The following is a 15,633-nucleotide window of genomic DNA, read 5'->3' as shown; positions in this document are numbered from 1 at the left end:
TGCCGTCGCGCGCCGGATTGTCGTCGGCGCGGCCAGCGGTATTCGATGCGTTGTTTGCGTTCGCCGCGTTCGCTGCGTTCGTGGAATTTGCCGCGTTCGCGCGACTGGCGGCCTCGGCGGCCGCGCGCTCCTCGGGGGTGAGGGCTTCGTCGGCTTCGCTGGCTTCGTCTTCGTCGCTCATCGCGCCCTTGTCCATTTCGGGTGGCACGTCGAGGTCGGTCGGCTCCATCGGCACGTCGCCGCCATGCTCGCGAAAGCGCTTGAGCTGATAGACCCACGCCAGCACCTGGGCGACCGCGCCGTAGAGCGGGCCCGGAATTTCGCGGTTGATGTCGACGTTGTAATAGAGCGCGCGGGCGAGCGGCGGCGCTTCGAGCAGCGGCACGTTGTTCTCGGTCGCGATCTCGCGGATGCGCGCGGCCACGAGGTTCACGCCCTTGGCGACGACCTTCGGCGCGCGCATCTCGCCATCGGCGTACTTGAGCGCGACGGCGAAGTGCGTCGGGTTGGTCACGACCACGTCGGCCTTGGGCACCTGAGTCATCATGCGGCGGCGCGCGGCGGCGCGCTGCTGCTGGCGAATGCGCCCCTTCACGTGCGGATCGCCTTCGTTTTCCTTGTGCTCGCGCTTCACTTCTTCCTTGGTCATGCGCAGCTTGCGGTAGTACGACCAGAGCTGGTACGGCACGTCGAGCGCGGCGACCACGAACATGCCGGCGACCGTCATGCCGCAGCACACGCCGATCAGATGCATCGCGTCGGCGAACGCGCGCGGCGCGGGCTGCATGGCGAGCCCGAGAATCTCGTCGCGCCGGCTCCACAGCGCCCAGCCGCCGATCACGCCCACCACGAGCGTCTTGGCGAGCGACATGCCGAGCTGGATCGGCCCGTTCACGGAGAAGATCCGCCCGAGCCCCGACATCGGATTGAGGCGGCCGAAGTTCGGCTGCAGCGCCTTCGTCGAGATGAGCCAGCCGCCGAGCGCCATCGGCGCGAGCAGCGCGGCGAGCCCCGTGAGCGCGAGCACCGGCATGAGCGCCATGAGACCTTCGCGCGCGGCGACGCCGGCGCCGATCAGCATGCGGCTGGTTTCGAACGCCCCCGCGTGATTGAACGAGAACGCGCCGCGCATCATGGCTTGCAGATGCTCGCCGATCGTGCCGGAGAGCATCCACGTGCCATAGAAGCCCGCCGAGAGCAGCGCGAATGTCGCCAGCTCCCGGGAACGCGGAACCTGCCCCTCCTCCCGCGCCTTTTCGAGGCGCTTGGGAGTGGCGGATTCGGTTTTCTCGAGGTCGCTGTCCTCAGCCACGCATGCTCCGGTCGCGGGCACGCGCCGCTCGTCGCGGCTGCGCGGCTGGCGCGCGCCCTTTTTCAGTGACAGCGATTATTGCCGCGCAAGCCAAGCGGCGATTGGCGGAGTAGGACGGGGAAATCAGGGTATTTCGGCCGATGGAACCGGGGCGGCATCATCGGCGAACGCCGGCACACGATGCGCGCGCGCTCGCGGGCCGCCAACTTCACGGCCTACGCACCCTCAGCGCCCGCGATTTCAGAACGCGACGAACGGCGCCTTGCCGCCGGACGCGCTCATGTCCATGCCGTAGTACACGTAGCGGCCATAGAAGAACGACAACCCCAGGTCGAGCGCCGCCGCCGACCCGAACTGCCCTGCCAGGTTGTTGGCCGCATAGTTCGCGCCGCTGCCGAGCAATGCGTTCGCGTTCGCGACATTGAAGGTCGCGGTGCCCGTCGTTGCGCCGTTATTGGACGCGAGTGCAGCGCTGAAGGACTGGGTGGACGTAGGGCAATAGAACGTGCCGAGATTGCCGCCGCACTGCGGCAGGGCGCTGTCGACGAAGAAGATCGCGTTCGAACCCGAGTCGAGGAAGGTCTGGAGCGTGCGCCCGTTGAAGGTGGAGCTGAGCCTGCCCCACGAGTCCGTGTTGTAGCTTTGCGCGGCGGTCATCGCGTTGTTCGACTGCGTACCGATGCCGAACACGAGCGTGCCCGTCGCACTGGGCGCGCCGCTATCGGATATGGGGGCCATCTCGAGGATCACGCCGTTGCCGTCCGTGCCGAATCTGGGCACCGGATTGGCCACCAGCTGGGTTTGCGTGACCGTTGCCGTGACGCAGTTCGTGTCGCCGGGGCAGGAGTAATAAGTGCCGAGGTTGTCATAAGGCGCAACGCCGATACCGAGAATGCCGTTCGCGCCCAGGTCCTGCACCGTGTCCTGCGCGCTGCCGAAGCTCGCGCACGCCGACGGCACCGTGTTCGAGTTCAGGTCGCCGATGATCTGGATCGGAATATTGGACGCCGTCTCCCCGCCGATCTTGACGTCGGCGGGACGCACCGTGCCCCATGTGTAACCGTCGGCGAAGGCCGTGCATTCGGCGAGGGTGCCGCCGTTGGCTGTGGCCTTGGGCAGCGGGCCCAACAGATTCGGCACCGCCGACGCGAGCAGGCGCAGCCCGAAGGACGCCGTATCGACCTGAATGTTGTCGACGGTCTCGCAGGTGCTCGTGCCGGCCACGCAGATTGTCACGCTGACAGTGGGAATGTTGGGCAGCGTTCCGGTCAGTCCGCGGTTCACGACGACGCCCACGGTATTCGCGGCGGTAGCCGCGGTGGGCTGCTGTGTGGGACTGGGAACCGCGGAGCCGCTGCCGCCACTGCTGCCGCTCGAGCTGCTGCTACTGCTACCGCTGCTGCCGCCCCCGCCCCCGCAGGCGGCGACGAGCGAAACCAGGGCAACGAGCGCGGCGCCCGAAAGGAACCGGAAAGGGCGCAGCCACACGTTGCGCGAATAGCGTGAAGTCAGCACTGAAGTCAGCACGTTCGGCCTCCGCTCGTCACTGGATATCGGAGGCGCTGACGCCCGCAGGCAGCGCCTGCGGCAGCCATGCCTGCCCGGAGAAGGCGCCCATGTGGCCGCCCGAATGCACCACGACGTTCGAGTTTTCGACCACGCCCGGCCCGCGCACGTGACCGGCGGCGTGGCTCGCCTTCACGCCGGCCGTGTACTGGGGAAAATAGCCGCCCAGCAGCGTGGCGAGATTGGGCATCTGCGGGCCGTCCCAGGCCACGCCGAATACGGTGCCGGCCTGCGAGAGGTACTCGCGCACGACGGTGCCGTTGGCGAGCGTGGTCTGCTGAACGGTATAGGCGGGAGTCGTGGAAGCGCCAGACGCCGCGCCTTGCACCGCTGCGCGCGCCACGGCCGAGGCGTTGCCGGCCGCGGCTGCCGCCGAAGCGGCGCTCAGGGTGCTGACGTTCGCGCCCGCCGGCGTGGGCATGGGCGCACCGCCGAGCGCGGCGTGAGCCGCCGGCGCCGCGAGCAGCACACCAAGCAGGGAACCGAGAAGCGCCGCGCCGGGTGCGCGGCCGCGTTTGACGCGGCGCGCAAACGAGCGCGCCGCGTTGCCACAGAACGATGTGTATGGATACAAGGCGTCCCCTCCCTGTTGCGATGGCGCGTTGCACCATACGCTGTCGGGGCCGCGCGGGAAGGTCGCGGCGGGACGCAGCAGGACGGGCAACGGCTGGCTATGCTTCGTTGCCCCACCGCGACGTTCGCCGCCGCAGGGCACGAAGGCATGAGCACTAGTATGCCCGCCTTGGACTACATGCGGCAGCTAACCGAACGATTAGCTGCACGTTAGGGGTCAGAACCCGAGACTTGCGAGCAGATCGTCGACCTGCGCCTGGTCCTGCACGACGTCGGTCTTGCCTTCCGGATTGATCTGCGGGCCGTTGAGCAGGCCTTCGGGGCTGCCCGTGCTGCTCTGGGTCTCCGCGAGCGCCGCCGCCGTCGCCGCGAACTGCTCGCGCCGCTCCGGCGCGATGTTCTCGACCAGCACGGTGAGCAACTGCTGCTCGATCAGATAGACCACGTCCATGATCTTCTTGATCACCTGGCCCGTCAGGTCCTGGAAATCCTGAGCGAGCATGATCGCGAGGAGTTGCTCGTTGGTCGCCGCGGTGGCTTGCGGCACGCCATCCACGAAGGCGCGCGTGTCGTCCATCAGCTGGCGCACTTCCTCGCGGCCGATCGGCGCGTCGTACCAGGTCGCCCAGCGGCTCGTCAGTTCCTTCGCGTCGCGTTCGAGCGTTTCCTGCAGCGGCTTGGCGATGTCGATCGCGGTCAGCACACGCTCGGCGGCCTGCTCGGTCATGTTCGCGACATAGCGGAGCCGGTCGCGCGCGTCGGGCACCGCCTCGGCGGCGCGCTCCACATGCTTGTCGAGGCCGAGTTCGCGCATCGAGTCGCGCAGGCTGCGCGTCAGGTGTCCGATGCGCGCGAGGATGCGGTCCGTCGCCAGCTCGCCGGCTTCGCCCGCGGCGGACGGCTCGAAGTCGAACTCGGGCGGCTGCGGGAGCGGCTCGATGCCATCGGCTTCCGGCCACTCACCGGAATGAGCGCCGGACTGCTCACTGATGGGCTCGTTCACGTCAGCTCCCCGTCTTGGCCATCTTCTCGAGAATCTTGTTGAGCTTCTCGTCGAGCGTGGCGGCCGTGAACGGCTTCACCACGTAGCCGCTCGCGCCAGCCTGCGCCGCAGCGATGATGTTCTCCTTCTTCGACTCGGCCGTCACCATCAGCACCGGCAGGTGCGTCAGGTTGGCGTCGGCGCGGATCTCCTTGAGCATGGCGAGACCGTCGAGGTTCGGCATGTTCCAGTCCGAGATCACGAACTCGTAGTTGCCGCCGCGCAGACGGGCGAGGCCCGCTGCACCGTCTTCGGCTTCGTCGACGTTCGAGTAGCCCAGTTCCTTGAGCAGGTTGCGGACAATCCGGCGCATCGTCGGAAAATCGTCCACCACCAGAATCTTCATTCCCTTATCCATCACGTTCCATTCCTCCAGGCGAAAACCCGGGCAATTATCCAGAGAAGCGCAGTGCCTATCCAGATAAATTAATCGCGAGCGATCGAGCAAGCGTTTGCGGCCTGCATGATCTCTCTATATCGGCAATTTCTTAGACGCGCTGAACCCTGTCGCCCATCGAGGCGAGTCGGGTCATCACGCGCCGGCTCATGTCGGAGAGCGAGGCGATCTCGTCGGCGCCACCCATGGCGATGGCTTCGCGCGGCATGCCGAACACGATGCAGCTCGCCTCGTCCTGCGCGAGCGTGTACGCACCGGCCTGGCGCATTTCGAGCAGCCCGGCTGCGCCGTCGCGGCCCATGCCCGTGAGAATCACGCCGATGGCGTTCTTGCCCGCGTGCAGCGCCGCCGAGCGAAACAGCACGTCGACCGACGGACGGTGCCGGTTGACCGGCGGGTCGTCGGACAGATGCGCGATGTAGTTCGCGCCACTGCGTGCGAGCAAGAGGTGTGCGTGGCCCGGCGCGATGTAGGCGTGGCCGGGCAGCACCCGTTCGCCGTGCTCCGCTTCCTTGACGGTGATGCGGCACAGCCCGTTCAGGCGCTGTGCGAACGACTTCGTGAAACCGGGCGGCATGTGCTGCGCGATCAGCACCGCGGGCGCGTCGGGCGGCAGCGGTTGCAGCACTTCGCGGATCGCCTCGGTGCCGCCCGTCGACGCGCCGACGATCACGAGCTTTTCGGTCGAGACGAGCGGGTTGTTGATCATCGGCGCCGGGCCCGCGGGGTGCGCAGCGGCGTGACCGTGCGCGTGCGCTGCCGCGCCCGCCGATGCGGCGGCGGGCGCATGGTGCGCACGCACGCGGGCGCGCGCGGCGGCGCGCACCTTGTCGGCGAGCTTTTCCGAGTATTCGAGCATGCCGTCGCGAATGCCGACCTTCGGCTTCGTCACGAAGTCGACGGCACCCAGTTCGAGCGCGCGCAGCGTGATTTCGTTGCCGCGCTCGGTGAGCGACGACACCATCACGACCGGCATGGGCCGCAGACGCATCAACTTCTCGAGGAAGTCGAGGCCGTCCATGCGCGGCATTTCCACGTCGAGCGTGAGCACGTCGGGGTTGTGTTGCTTGATCAGCTCGCGCGCGACGAGCGGATCGGGCGCGGTGGCGACGACCGTCATATCGGGCTGACTGTTGATGATTTCCGTCATCAAACTGCGGATCAGCGCCGAATCGTCGACGCAGAGAACCTTGATTTTTTGCACAGCGTTCACGCCTCCTCTACTGTCCTGGCGTTGTCTTGACCGGATGCGCGCAGCGCGGACGACACGCTCGAGCCGAACAGCTCGATGCGAGGGCGCGCGCCCTGCGGCTGGGATTGGGAAATCTGGGGCGTATGAGCTGCCGAGTTTGCTGCCGGCGACGTGGCGCCCGGGCCGGCACGCCCGGCGCCGCCGACGCCGAACAGCTCGACGCGCGCCCGGGCCCGCGCGAGCCGTTCGGCGCGCGCTTCGGCGGTTTGCGCGGCGAGCTGCTGTTCGCGCTCGGCCACGCTCGTGTCCTGCGAGAGACGCAGCTTTTTGACCATCACCTGGCCCGTGCGCGGCAGGAACGCCACCTTGCGCGGATGCGAGCCTTGCAGGTCCTCGGCCACGATGCGGATGTTCTCGGTCGCGAGATAGCGGCGCACGAACACGGCGTTGCGGTCGCCGATGTTCATCGTCGTCATGCCCGCGAGCACCGCCGCGCCGCCGAACACCTTGGCCTCGAAACGCTCACGGCGGCCACCCGCCTTGATCAGCTCGTTGATGAGCACTTCCATCGCGTAGGCGCCGTAGCGCATGGCGTCGGAGGCGCCGGTGAGGGCGTGGGCGGAGTCCGCGCCGTCGTCGGGGAGCATGAAGTGGTTCATGCCGCCGATGCCGGCGGTGCGGTCCTGAATGCAGGCCGCCACGCACGAGCCGAGCACCGTGACGAGCACCATGTCCTCGCCCGTCGTGTAGAACTCGTTGGGCAGCAGCTTGACGCCGGGGCGCTGGAAATGCGCGTCGAAATAGCGGTTCGTCGCGATCGGAAGGCGGGCGCTCATGCGGGCACTCCGAGCGCGTCGTTCGCGCGGCGCGGCGCGGCACTGGCAGCGGCGCCGCGCGTGAGTTCGTACACCGTCTGGCCGCGCAGACGGAACGCCTGCGTGACGTAGGTGAAGTTCTCCGAATGGCCCGCGAACAGCAGGCCGTCCGGCTTCATGAGCGGCTCGAAGCGCGTGAGCACCTGTGCCTGGGTCGGCTTGTCGAAATAGATCATCACGTTGCGGCAGAAGATCGCGTCGAACGTCGTGCGCAAGCCGTAGTCCGCGTCGGTGAGATTGAGCTGCTCGAACTTGACCATCGCGCGCAGCTCCGGGCGCACCTTCACGAGTCCCGAGTGCGAGCCGGTGCCCTTGAAGAAGAAGCGCTTCAGACGCTCCGGCGACAGATGCTTCACCTGGTCGAACGAGTAGACGCCCGCGTCGGCCTTGGCGAGCACCTGGGTGTCGAGGTCGGTGGCGAGCACGCGCGCCTCGCGCGCGGCGCGCTCGCCGAGCGCTTCGACGAGCGTCATCGCGATCGAGTACGGTTCTTCGCCCGTGGAAGCCGCCGAACACCACACCGAAACCGGCTGCGCACCTGCCACCCCCGCCCTGCGCTTCACGAAATCCGCGAGGATCGGGAAGTGATGCGCCTCGCGGAAAAACGCCGTGAGGTTCGTGGTGAGCGCGTTCGTGAACGCTTCCCACTCGGTCGCGTCGTTGCGCGCTTCGAGCTGGTCGAGGTACTCGCGAAAACTGTCGAGGCCGAGCGTACGCAGGCGCCGCGCAAGGCGGCTGTATGCCATGTCACGCTTGTGGTCCGAGAGCGAGATGCCCGCGCGGCGGTGAATGAGCGCGCGAATGCGCTCGAAGTCCGCCGAGGTGAAATCGAAATCGCGGTTGCTCTCGACGCCCGAACCGCCCGTCTCGCCGACGTCCTGGCGTGTATTTCGCAGCGCTTTCATGCTGATGCTCCTTCGCATTGCGCGCCGCCCACTGCATGGGATACCGCGGCGCAGGACTGCTGCGCGCCGCGCCTGCCCGGTTGCAATGCGTGCGGCGCATGGGCGGCCTGCGCAGCGCGCGCGGGCCGTGGGGCCCGGCGCGGCAGGTCTTGCCGTTGTGTAGCGCTCATGTGCATTGCAGTTGCTCGTCGTGTTCAGTACTTCACTACTCTTCCATGCCGCGTTCGATCAGAACGTTTCCCAGTCCGAATCGTCCGAAGCGGATGCTGCCGTGCTCACGTACGTCTCGCCGCGCGCAGGCGCGGCCGGTTTCGCTGCAGGCTTTGCCACCGCCTTGTTTGCCGGTTGCGCAGCGGGCTTTGTCGCAGGCTTCGCGGTGTCCGCCGGTGCCGCCGACGTTGCGACCGACGCCGACGACGACGTTGCCGCCGCGGGCTTCGCCCCCGCCGCAGCCGAAGACGGCGTCGCGCGTTTCGCGGCAACCGGCGCGGCCGGCGTGACGCGAGCCGGACCTGCACCCACGCTGCGCGCCGACGTGCCGCCCGTCGTCCACGTGCCGAGCACGTTCTGCAGTTGGCGCGTCTGCTCTTCGAGCGACGCGGCCGCAGCGGCCGCCTGCTCCACCAGCGCCGCGTTCTGCTGCGTGACGGTGTCCATCTGCGTGACGGCGCGGTTGACCTGCTCGATGCCGCCCGACTGCTCCTCGGACGCCGCGCTGATCTCACCCATGATGTCGGTCACGCGACGCACGGCCTGAAGGATTTCTTCCATCGTCGCGCCTGCGCGGCCCACGAGCTGCGAGCCGCTTTGCACTTTCTCGGCCGAGTCGTTGATGAGTTCCTTGATTTCCTTCGCCGCGCTGGCGCTGCGCTGCGCGAGGCTGCGCACTTCGCCGGCCACCACGGCGAAGCCGCGGCCCTGCTCGCCCGCGCGCGCCGCTTCCACGGCCGCGTTGAGCGCAAGAATGTTCGTCTGGAACGCGATGCCTTCGATCACGCTGATGATGTCCACGACCTTCGCCGAACTCGCCGCGATGCCCTGCATCGTGTTCACGACTTCACCCACCACCTCGCCGCCGCGCGTCGCGATGTCGGAGGCGTTGACGGCCAGCTGGCTCGCCTGACGCGCGTTCTCCGCGTTCTGGCGCACGGTGCCGGTGAGCTGCTCCATGCTCGACGCCGTTTCCTGCAGCGAAGCGGCCTGCTGCTCGGTGCGCTGCGAGAGATCGGTGTTGCCCATGGCGATCTCGCGCGCGCCCACGTCGATCGAGCTTGCGCCCGTATGCACCGCGCTCACGAGCGTGACGAGGCTTTCCTGCATGCGCTTGATGCCGCTGAACAGACGCCCGATCTCGTTGTCGCTGTAGACCGTGACCGGCTGCGTGAGATCGCCGTGGGCGATGCGCTCGAAGCACGTCACTGCGTCCTCGAGCGGCTGCACGATGAGGCCGCGCATGGCGAAGCGGATCACCACGACGAGCACGAGCGCCACGGCGATCGCCGCGCCAATCGCGATGCGCATGACGGCGATCTTGTCGTGCGCGCCAGCCTCGCGAGCCTGCGCGCTTTGCTCCAGGGCCTGCGCGAGCGGACCGGCGACGTTGTCGTAATCGACGAACATCGGACTGATCTTCGTGTCGGCGATGGCGTGATAGGCCGGTTGATCGTTTGCGCGCAGGGCCGCGAATTCGGGCTGCACGCCGTCTTGCATGAGCGTGGCGCGCTTTGCCGCGAGCGCGTCGAGCGCGGCGGCGTCGAGACCGCCCTTCGGCGCGTTCTGGAACGCTTGCCAGGCTTCGTTGGATTTGCCGAGCAATTCCTGGGCGCGATCGATCACCTTCTTCGCATCGTCGGCCTGGCCTGCTGCCGTGAGCGCGCTGGCGCGGTCGATCGCGACACGCGTGCGCAGCAGATACGACGACGCGTCGTTCAGCGCATGCATCGCCACGAGATCGCCTCGCACGATTTCGGTGAACGCATCGCTCGCACGCCCGAGCGCGACGAGCCCGAGTGTGCCGACCAGCACGGTCAGCGCAACCAGAATGACCCCGACGCCCGTGAGCGTCGTGCGGATCGACCATCTTTGCAGCATCTCGTTTGCTCCTGTCCTGTACGAATCGGGGCGGGCTGTGCGGTCAAGCGCGGCCGGCATAGGCACGGCGACGCCCGGGCCCCTGCGCGAAGCGCGCGCGAAAACGAAGGCGGCTTGCCGCTCTTTGGCGGCGGCTTATCCGCTCTCTCTCACGCTGGCCTCGCGGCCCCCAGGTTTAACTCTCGGCGCGTTAGACCAGCGCCTCGATCAGAGCCATCTCGCGGCTCGTCATCAGTTTTTCGATGTCCATCAGGATCAGCATGCGGCCTTCCACAGTGCCGAGGCCCGTGAGGTACTCGGTCGTGAGCGTCGCGCCGAATTCGGGCGCCGGCATGATCTGCTCCATCTGCAGCGTGAGCACGTCCGAGACGCCGTCCACCACCATGCCGACCACGCGATGCGCGACGTTCAGGATGATGACGACCGTCTGGTGGTCGTACTCGACGCGGCCCAGATGGAACTTGATGCGCATGTCGACGATCGGCACGATGATGCCGCGCAGGTTGATCACGCCCTTGATGAAGTCGGGCGCGTTCGCGATGCGCGTCACGCTGTCGTAGCCGCGGATTTCCTGCACCTTCAGGATGTCGATGCCGTACTCTTCCGCGCCGAGGGTGAAGACGAGGAATTCCTGGCCGCCTGCGTCGGCCTGCAGCGCGTCGCGGCGTTGCGCGCCGGCAATCGCGCCGTGCGCGCCGTTGCCTTGAATCGATTGGACTTCTGCCACGTTAGCCCCTGAACGGTTGGGAGATGATGGGTTGAGTGCGTCCGGACTTCATCGCGATTACGCGAATTCGGCGAACGCACCCGAATTTGCGCTGGCGCTTACGCCATGCGTGGCGCGCGTCTCGCGATTGAGCGCGGCCACGTCGACGATCAGCGCGACGCTGCCGTCGCCGAGAATGGTCGCCGCCGAAATGCCGTGCACCTTGCGGTAGTTCGTTTCCAGGTTCTTCACCACGACCTGTTGCTGGCCGACCAGTTCGTCGATCAGCATGGCGAAGCGACGACCTTCGGTTTCCATGATCGTGACGATGCCCTGCGTCGGGTCCGTGCGCGCGCCTTCGACGTTGAACGCCTGATGCAGCGCCACGAGCGGGAGATACTCGCCGCGCACGCGCACCACGCGGTCGCCGTTGGTGACCGTGTAGATGTCTTCGTGGCGCGGCTGCAGCGACTCCATCACGAAGTTCAGCGGCAGGATGAAGATCTCGCTGCCGACCTTCACCGACATGCCGTCGAGAATCGCCAGCGTGAGCGGCAGCACGATGCGCGTGGTGCTGCCCTTGCCCGCGTGCGAGGTGATTTCCACGTGCCCGCCCATCGCCTGGATGTTGCGCTTGACCACGTCCATGCCCACGCCGCGGCCCGAAACGTCCGTCACCTGCTCGGCGGTCGAGAAGCCGGGCAGGAAGATGAGGTTCCAGACCTCGTCGTCGGACATGCTGTCGCTCACCTGCATGCCCTGCTTGATCGCCTTGGCGAGAATCTTGTCGCGGCGCAGGCCCGCGCCGTCGTCGCTCACCTCGATCACGATGTTGCCGCCGTGGTGCGCGGCGGACAGCACGAGCTGGCCCGTGGCGTCCTTGCCCGCGGCGCGGCGCGCTTCCACGGTTTCGATGCCGTGGTCGAGCGAGTTGCGCACGAGGTGGGTGAGCGGGTCGATGATGCGCTCGATCAGGCTCTTGTCGAGTTCGGTCGCCTGACCGAAGGTGACAAGCTCGACTTCCTTTCCGAGCTTCGCCGCGAGATCGCGCACGAGACGCGGGAAGCGGCTGAAGACGTAATCCATCGGCATCATGCGGATCGACATCACCGCTTCCTGCAGATCGCGCGCGTTGCGCTCGAGCTGCGCCATGCCGTTGTAGAGGCGGTCGTGCAGCGCCGGGTCGAACGTGCTGGTGGTTTCCGCGAGCATGGCCTGCGTGATGACGAGTTCGCCCACGAGGTTGATCAGCTGGTCGACCTTTTCGACGCCCACGCGAATCGAACTGCCTTCCGCCGATGCGGCGGCGGCGGCCGGTCGCGCCTTGCGCTCGCCGTCGGCTTGCGCGGGCGCCGGGGCGCTCGCGGGCGGACGCGGCATGTCTTGTTCGGCATGCGCAGCGGGCGGCGGGGCCGGGATCACGGCGCTCGCCGCAGGGGCCGCCGCCACCGGTGCGGCGGGAGGCGCGGCCGGAGTTGCCGCGGGCGCGGCGGCGGGTGCGGCCGCAGCCGGTTGCGCGTCGCCCTGCGGCGCGGCGCCACGGCCGATCGAAATCTGTTTCTCGTCGATCACGAAGCAGCACACCGCGATGATGTCGTCGGAGGTCACATCGGTTTCGAGCCACAGCGTGAGGTCGTCGCCGGTCTTCACCTGGCCGAGAATGCGGCCGAGGTTGCCGAGCTCTTCGACGAGCAGTTCCTGGTCCTTCGCGTCGACGGCGCGCAGCGTGACGCGCAGGTGCGGACCTTCCACCGCAGCCTCGGCGCCGGCTGCGGGCGCCGACGCTGCCGCATCGATCGCCTCGCTCACGACGTGCTCGGGCGCGCCCGAGCCTGCCGAGGCCAGCGTACTGTGCAATTCGAACGCGGCTTCGAGATCTTCTTCCGAATCGCCGGCGCTCGCCTGCGCAGCCGGTGCGGGCGCGGGGGCCGGCGCCGGTGCGGGTTCAGGCGCGGGTACGCCGCGGCTTTCCGCGTAGAGGCGCTCGAGCTTGGTGCGCACGGCGGCCGCTGCCTGCGCATCGGGCTCGGCGCTCGCGCGGTAGGCGCCGAGCTGGTCGGAAAGCACGTCCTTCGTTTCGAGGAACGTGTCGATCATGTCCTTGCGCAGCACGAGCTCGTTGTTGCGAGCGCGGTCGAGCAGCGATTCGAGAATGTGGGTCGTCTCGGTCAAGGCCGTGAAGCCGAACGTCGCCGCGCCGCCCTTGATCGAGTGCGCCGCGCGGAAGATCGCCGCCAGATCCTCGGGATCCGGGCGACCGACGTTCAGGTTCAGGAGAAGCTGCTCCATCTGAGCGAGCAGCTCGTCCGCCTCGTCGAAAAACGTCTGATAGAACTGAGTGATGTCGAGAGTCATTGCTCTTTCACCGCGTTAATTGCCTGGGGGGTGCCTGGTCGTTCGCCGCGCGGCACCTCAAGGGTGGGCCTCGCCGAGTGCGCTCGCCAGATCGACGAGCAGCTCGGGGTCCACCGGTTTTTCGATCCAGCCGGTCGCGCCTGCGTCGCGTACGGCTGCCTTGAAGCCTTCGTCCGATTCCGTGGTCAACACGAGGATGGGCGTTTCGAAGTACGAAGGATTCGCCCTCAACTGCTTGATCAGGTCGAGTCCGCCCATGCGCGGCATGTAAAGGTCGGTAAGCACGAGATCGAAGCGCTGGGCGAGCGCATGCTCGAGCCCTTCTTCGCCGTCGCTCGCCACCGTCACCTCGTAGCCTGCCGAGCCGAGCGCCGCCTGCAGGATCTCCCGCATGGACACCGAATCGTCGATCGCCAGAATGTTCCTGATCATCCGTTCCTCGTTGTCATTGCGCTGCCGGCGCGACGGCCGGGGCGACCGCCGGCCCCACCGGCGCCACCGTGGTCGCCACCTTCGGCGCGATCGCGACCGGCGCCGGCGCCGCCCGGCCCATGCCGGCGTCCGGCGTGAGCGCGGGCAGGCTCTTGCCCGAGCCCGCTGCGTCGTCGGAGAGCGTGGTGGTGGTCGAGTCGTCGTGCATGAGCGCGTCTTCGGACTTCTTGTTCAATACGATGATGCTGATGCGGCGGTTCTCCGGGTCGAGCGGATCGGCCTTGTTCAGGTTCTGCGTGGAAGCGAGACCGAGCACGCGCAACACCTTCGATTCGTCCATGCCGCCCGCGATCAGCTCGCGGCGCGATGCGTTCGCGCGGTCGGCGGAAAGCTCCCAGTTGCTATAGCCCTTGTCGCCGCCGGCGTAGGGCACGGCGTCGGTGTGGCCCTGCACGACGATGCGGTTGGGCACGTCGTTGAGCGTCTTGCCGATCGCCTGCAGGATGTCGCGCATGTACGGCTCGACCACGTCGCGCGCGGTGGCGAACATCGGGCGCTTCTGCGAGTCGACGATCTCGATGCGCAGGCCCTGCAGCGTGGAGTCGATGCGGATCTGCTGCTTGAACTGGCGCAGCACCGGGTTCGCCTCGATCGCCGCCATCAGCTTGACTTGCAGGTCGTGCAGGCGCACCTGCTCCTTGCGTTCGAGCGAGCCTTCGAGCTGCTTCGTGGCGTCGTCGTCGTTGTGCTTCGACTGGTTGCGCTCGGAGCGCTCGGTCGCGCCGTCGCTGCGGCGCGTGACGCCCTGGTCCTGCGACGAGATGTCACGGCCGCCGCCCTTCAGGATGCTCGAGTCTTCCGCGCTGCGGTCGCCGCCCCAGAGCGTGATCTTCATCGGCTGGTTGAAGTAGTCGGCGATGCCCTTCAACTGCACCGTCGAAGCCGACGAAAGCAGCCACATCAGCAGAAAGAACGCCATCATCGCGGTCATGAAGTCCGCGTAGGCGAGCTTCCACGCGCCACCATGATGGCCGGCCTTCTTCGGCGCGGCGCGCTTGACGACGATTGCGCGGTCCTTGTTGTTGCTCATGGGCCGCCCCTTACTTCGCCTTCACGCGGCGCACGTGCTCTTCGAGCTCCGTGAACGACGGACGCTCGGTCGAGAACAGCACCTTGCGGCCGAACTCCACGGCAATCGCCGGCGCGTAGCCGTTCAGGCTCGCGAGGATCGTGACCTTGATGCACTGGAACATCTTGGTCGACTCGGTCACGCGCTGCTCCGCGAGGCTCGAGAGCGGGCCGATGAGACCGTACGAAAGCAGAATGCCGAGGAAGGTGCCGACCAGCGCCTGGGCGATCATCTCGCCGAGCACTGCGGGCGGCTTGTCGGCGGACGCCATGGTATGAACCACGCCCATCACCGCCGCGACGATACCGAACGCCGGCATCGCGTCGCCCACCTTCGCGAGCGCGTGGGCAGGCGCCTCACCTTCGGCGTGGTGCGTTTCGATCTCCTCGTCCATGAGGCTTTCGATCTCGAAGGCGTTCATGTTGCCGCCCACCATGAGACGCAGGTAGTCGGTGAGGAATTCGACGATGTGGTGGTCGGCCAGGATCTTCGGATACTGCGTGAAGATCGGGCTCTTCTGCGGATCGTCGATATCCGCTTCGAGCGTGAGCGTGCCTTCCTTTCGCGCCTTCGCGAGCAGGACATAGAGCAGCGCGAGCAGCTCCATGTACACGTCCTTGTTGTATTTGGCGCCCTTGAACAGCGTGGGAAGCACGCGCAAGGTGGCCTTGATGGTCTTGATGCCGTTGCCGAGGATGAACGCGCCGACGCCAGCACCACCGATCATGAGCAGTTCCATCGGCTGCATGAGTGCGGCGAGATGGCCGCCCTCGAGTGCGTAGCCGCCGAAGACGCAAAGGATCGTCAAGAGGGTTCCAACGATAATCAGCACTGCCGGGTCCTCACTAGAAATGCGCCGCGAACCGCCGTCGGCCCGCGCCCTTAGCTGGGTTTACGGCAACGGCGCGAAAAACTTTGGGTTTGAATGGGCGCGGATCGTAAGCCGGCCGGGCGTCTGCCGTCTGCTCGACGTCGACATGCCGGATGAATCTGGGGCCGGTTCGCAAAGCCGCGCGGGAAGGGATTGCAATTCGTGTCTATGACTGCGTGTGACGATG

The 15,633-nt window shown here is 67.2% G+C and carries 13 protein-coding genes and 1 pseudogene; all 14 read right to left on the bottom strand.

All coding sequences use genetic code 11. The features are described from left to right. Positions 1 to 139 precede the first annotated feature (139 nt). Positions 140 to 1,312, bottom strand: a pseudogene (gene flhB / locus AB3X98_RS27460) (flagellar biosynthesis protein FlhB); the annotation flags it as partial. 240 nt (positions 1,313 to 1,552) lie between these two features. After that, on the bottom strand, positions 1,553 to 2,800 hold the full coding sequence (locus AB3X98_RS27455) for a DUF3443 domain-containing protein (RefSeq protein WP_368606873.1): 1,248 nt from the start codon (positions 2,798 to 2,800) through the stop codon (positions 1,553 to 1,555). A 55-nt stretch (positions 2,801 to 2,855) separates the two neighbouring features. Next, a complete protein-coding gene (locus AB3X98_RS27450; protein ID WP_069264722.1) occupies positions 2,856 to 3,356 on the bottom strand; it encodes a DUF2844 domain-containing protein in 501 nt (166 codons plus the stop codon). Positions 3,357 to 3,668: 312 nt separating this feature from the next. Then, positions 3,669 to 4,325 (bottom strand): protein phosphatase CheZ, encoded by a 657-nt coding sequence (gene cheZ / locus AB3X98_RS27445; RefSeq protein WP_069264724.1) that lies wholly within the window; start codon positions 4,323 to 4,325, stop codon positions 3,669 to 3,671. Positions 4,326 to 4,455: 130 nt separating this feature from the next. Further along, positions 4,456 to 4,851 carry a chemotaxis response regulator CheY gene (cheY, locus tag AB3X98_RS27440; RefSeq protein ID WP_028203354.1) on the bottom strand — a complete coding sequence of 132 codons (396 nt, stop codon included), beginning with the start codon at positions 4,849 to 4,851 and terminating at the stop codon, positions 4,456 to 4,458. A 130-nt stretch (positions 4,852 to 4,981) separates the two neighbouring features. Continuing rightward, positions 4,982 to 6,103: a chemotaxis response regulator protein-glutamate methylesterase gene (locus AB3X98_RS27435; protein WP_141710660.1), complete on the bottom strand. Its 1,122-nt coding sequence runs from the start codon at positions 6,101 to 6,103 to the stop codon at positions 4,982 to 4,984. Next, the gene (gene cheD, locus AB3X98_RS27430; protein ID WP_069264368.1) at positions 6,100 to 6,918 is read right to left on the bottom strand and encodes a chemoreceptor glutamine deamidase CheD; all 819 of its coding nucleotides are present in this window, start codon (positions 6,916 to 6,918) and stop codon (positions 6,100 to 6,102) included. The genes AB3X98_RS27435 and cheD overlap by 4 nt, the downstream gene beginning before the upstream one ends. Then, positions 6,915 to 7,862 (bottom strand): CheR family methyltransferase, encoded by a 948-nt coding sequence (locus AB3X98_RS27425; protein WP_368606870.1) that lies wholly within the window; start codon positions 7,860 to 7,862, stop codon positions 6,915 to 6,917. The genes cheD and AB3X98_RS27425 overlap by 4 nt, the downstream gene beginning before the upstream one ends. A gap of 228 nt (positions 7,863 to 8,090) precedes the next feature. Beyond that, positions 8,091 to 9,953: a methyl-accepting chemotaxis protein gene (locus AB3X98_RS27420; protein WP_368606871.1), complete on the bottom strand. Its 1,863-nt coding sequence runs from the start codon at positions 9,951 to 9,953 to the stop codon at positions 8,091 to 8,093. Positions 9,954 to 10,143: 190 nt separating this feature from the next. Further along, positions 10,144 to 10,680: a chemotaxis protein CheW gene (gene cheW, locus AB3X98_RS27415; protein WP_028203349.1), complete on the bottom strand. Its 537-nt coding sequence runs from the start codon at positions 10,678 to 10,680 to the stop codon at positions 10,144 to 10,146. A gap of 57 nt (positions 10,681 to 10,737) precedes the next feature. After that, on the bottom strand, positions 10,738 to 13,014 hold the full coding sequence (gene cheA / locus AB3X98_RS27410) for a chemotaxis protein CheA (RefSeq protein WP_368606872.1): 2,277 nt from the start codon (positions 13,012 to 13,014) through the stop codon (positions 10,738 to 10,740). A 57-nt stretch (positions 13,015 to 13,071) separates the two neighbouring features. Then, positions 13,072 to 13,446, bottom strand: a complete 375-nt coding sequence (locus AB3X98_RS27405; protein WP_069264375.1) for a response regulator — start codon at positions 13,444 to 13,446, stop codon at positions 13,072 to 13,074. A 13-nt stretch (positions 13,447 to 13,459) separates the two neighbouring features. Then, on the bottom strand, positions 13,460 to 14,536 hold the full coding sequence (gene motB, locus AB3X98_RS27400) for a flagellar motor protein MotB (RefSeq protein WP_069264376.1): 1,077 nt from the start codon (positions 14,534 to 14,536) through the stop codon (positions 13,460 to 13,462). Positions 14,537 to 14,546: 10 nt separating this feature from the next. Then, positions 14,547 to 15,407: a flagellar motor stator protein MotA gene (motA, locus tag AB3X98_RS27395; RefSeq protein ID WP_042265911.1), complete on the bottom strand. Its 861-nt coding sequence runs from the start codon at positions 15,405 to 15,407 to the stop codon at positions 14,547 to 14,549. Between the last annotated feature and the right edge of the window lie 226 nt (positions 15,408 to 15,633).

It is taken from the genome of Paraburkholderia sp. BR14312, from assembly GCF_040948675.1.
GTDB classification, from domain to species: domain Bacteria; phylum Pseudomonadota; class Gammaproteobacteria; order Burkholderiales; family Burkholderiaceae; genus Paraburkholderia; species Paraburkholderia nodosa_A.
This window is presented reverse-complemented; position numbering and strand designations above follow the sequence as displayed.

What these genes read in the sequence shown, in the direction of transcription:
- cheY (WP_028203354.1), bottom strand. Translation starts at nt 4,851, where the DNA reads ATGGATAAGGGAATGAAGATTCTGGTGGTGGACGATTTTCCGACGATG.
- cheD (WP_069264368.1), bottom strand. Translation starts at nt 6,918, where the DNA reads ATGAGCGCCCGCCTTCCGATCGCGACGAACCGCTATTTCGACGCGCAT.
- AB3X98_RS27425 (WP_368606870.1), bottom strand. Translation starts at nt 7,862, where the DNA reads ATGAAAGCGCTGCGAAATACACGCCAGGACGTCGGCGAGACGGGCGGT.
- AB3X98_RS27420 (WP_368606871.1), bottom strand. Translation starts at nt 9,953, where the DNA reads ATGCTGCAAAGATGGTCGATCCGCACGACGCTCACGGGCGTCGGGGTC.
- cheA (WP_368606872.1), bottom strand. Translation starts at nt 13,014, where the DNA reads ATGACTCTCGACATCACTCAGTTCTATCAGACGTTTTTCGACGAGGCG.
- AB3X98_RS27405 (WP_069264375.1), bottom strand. Translation starts at nt 13,446, where the DNA reads ATGATCAGGAACATTCTGGCGATCGACGATTCGGTGTCCATGCGGGAG.
- motB (WP_069264376.1), bottom strand. Translation starts at nt 14,536, where the DNA reads ATGAGCAACAACAAGGACCGCGCAATCGTCGTCAAGCGCGCCGCGCCG.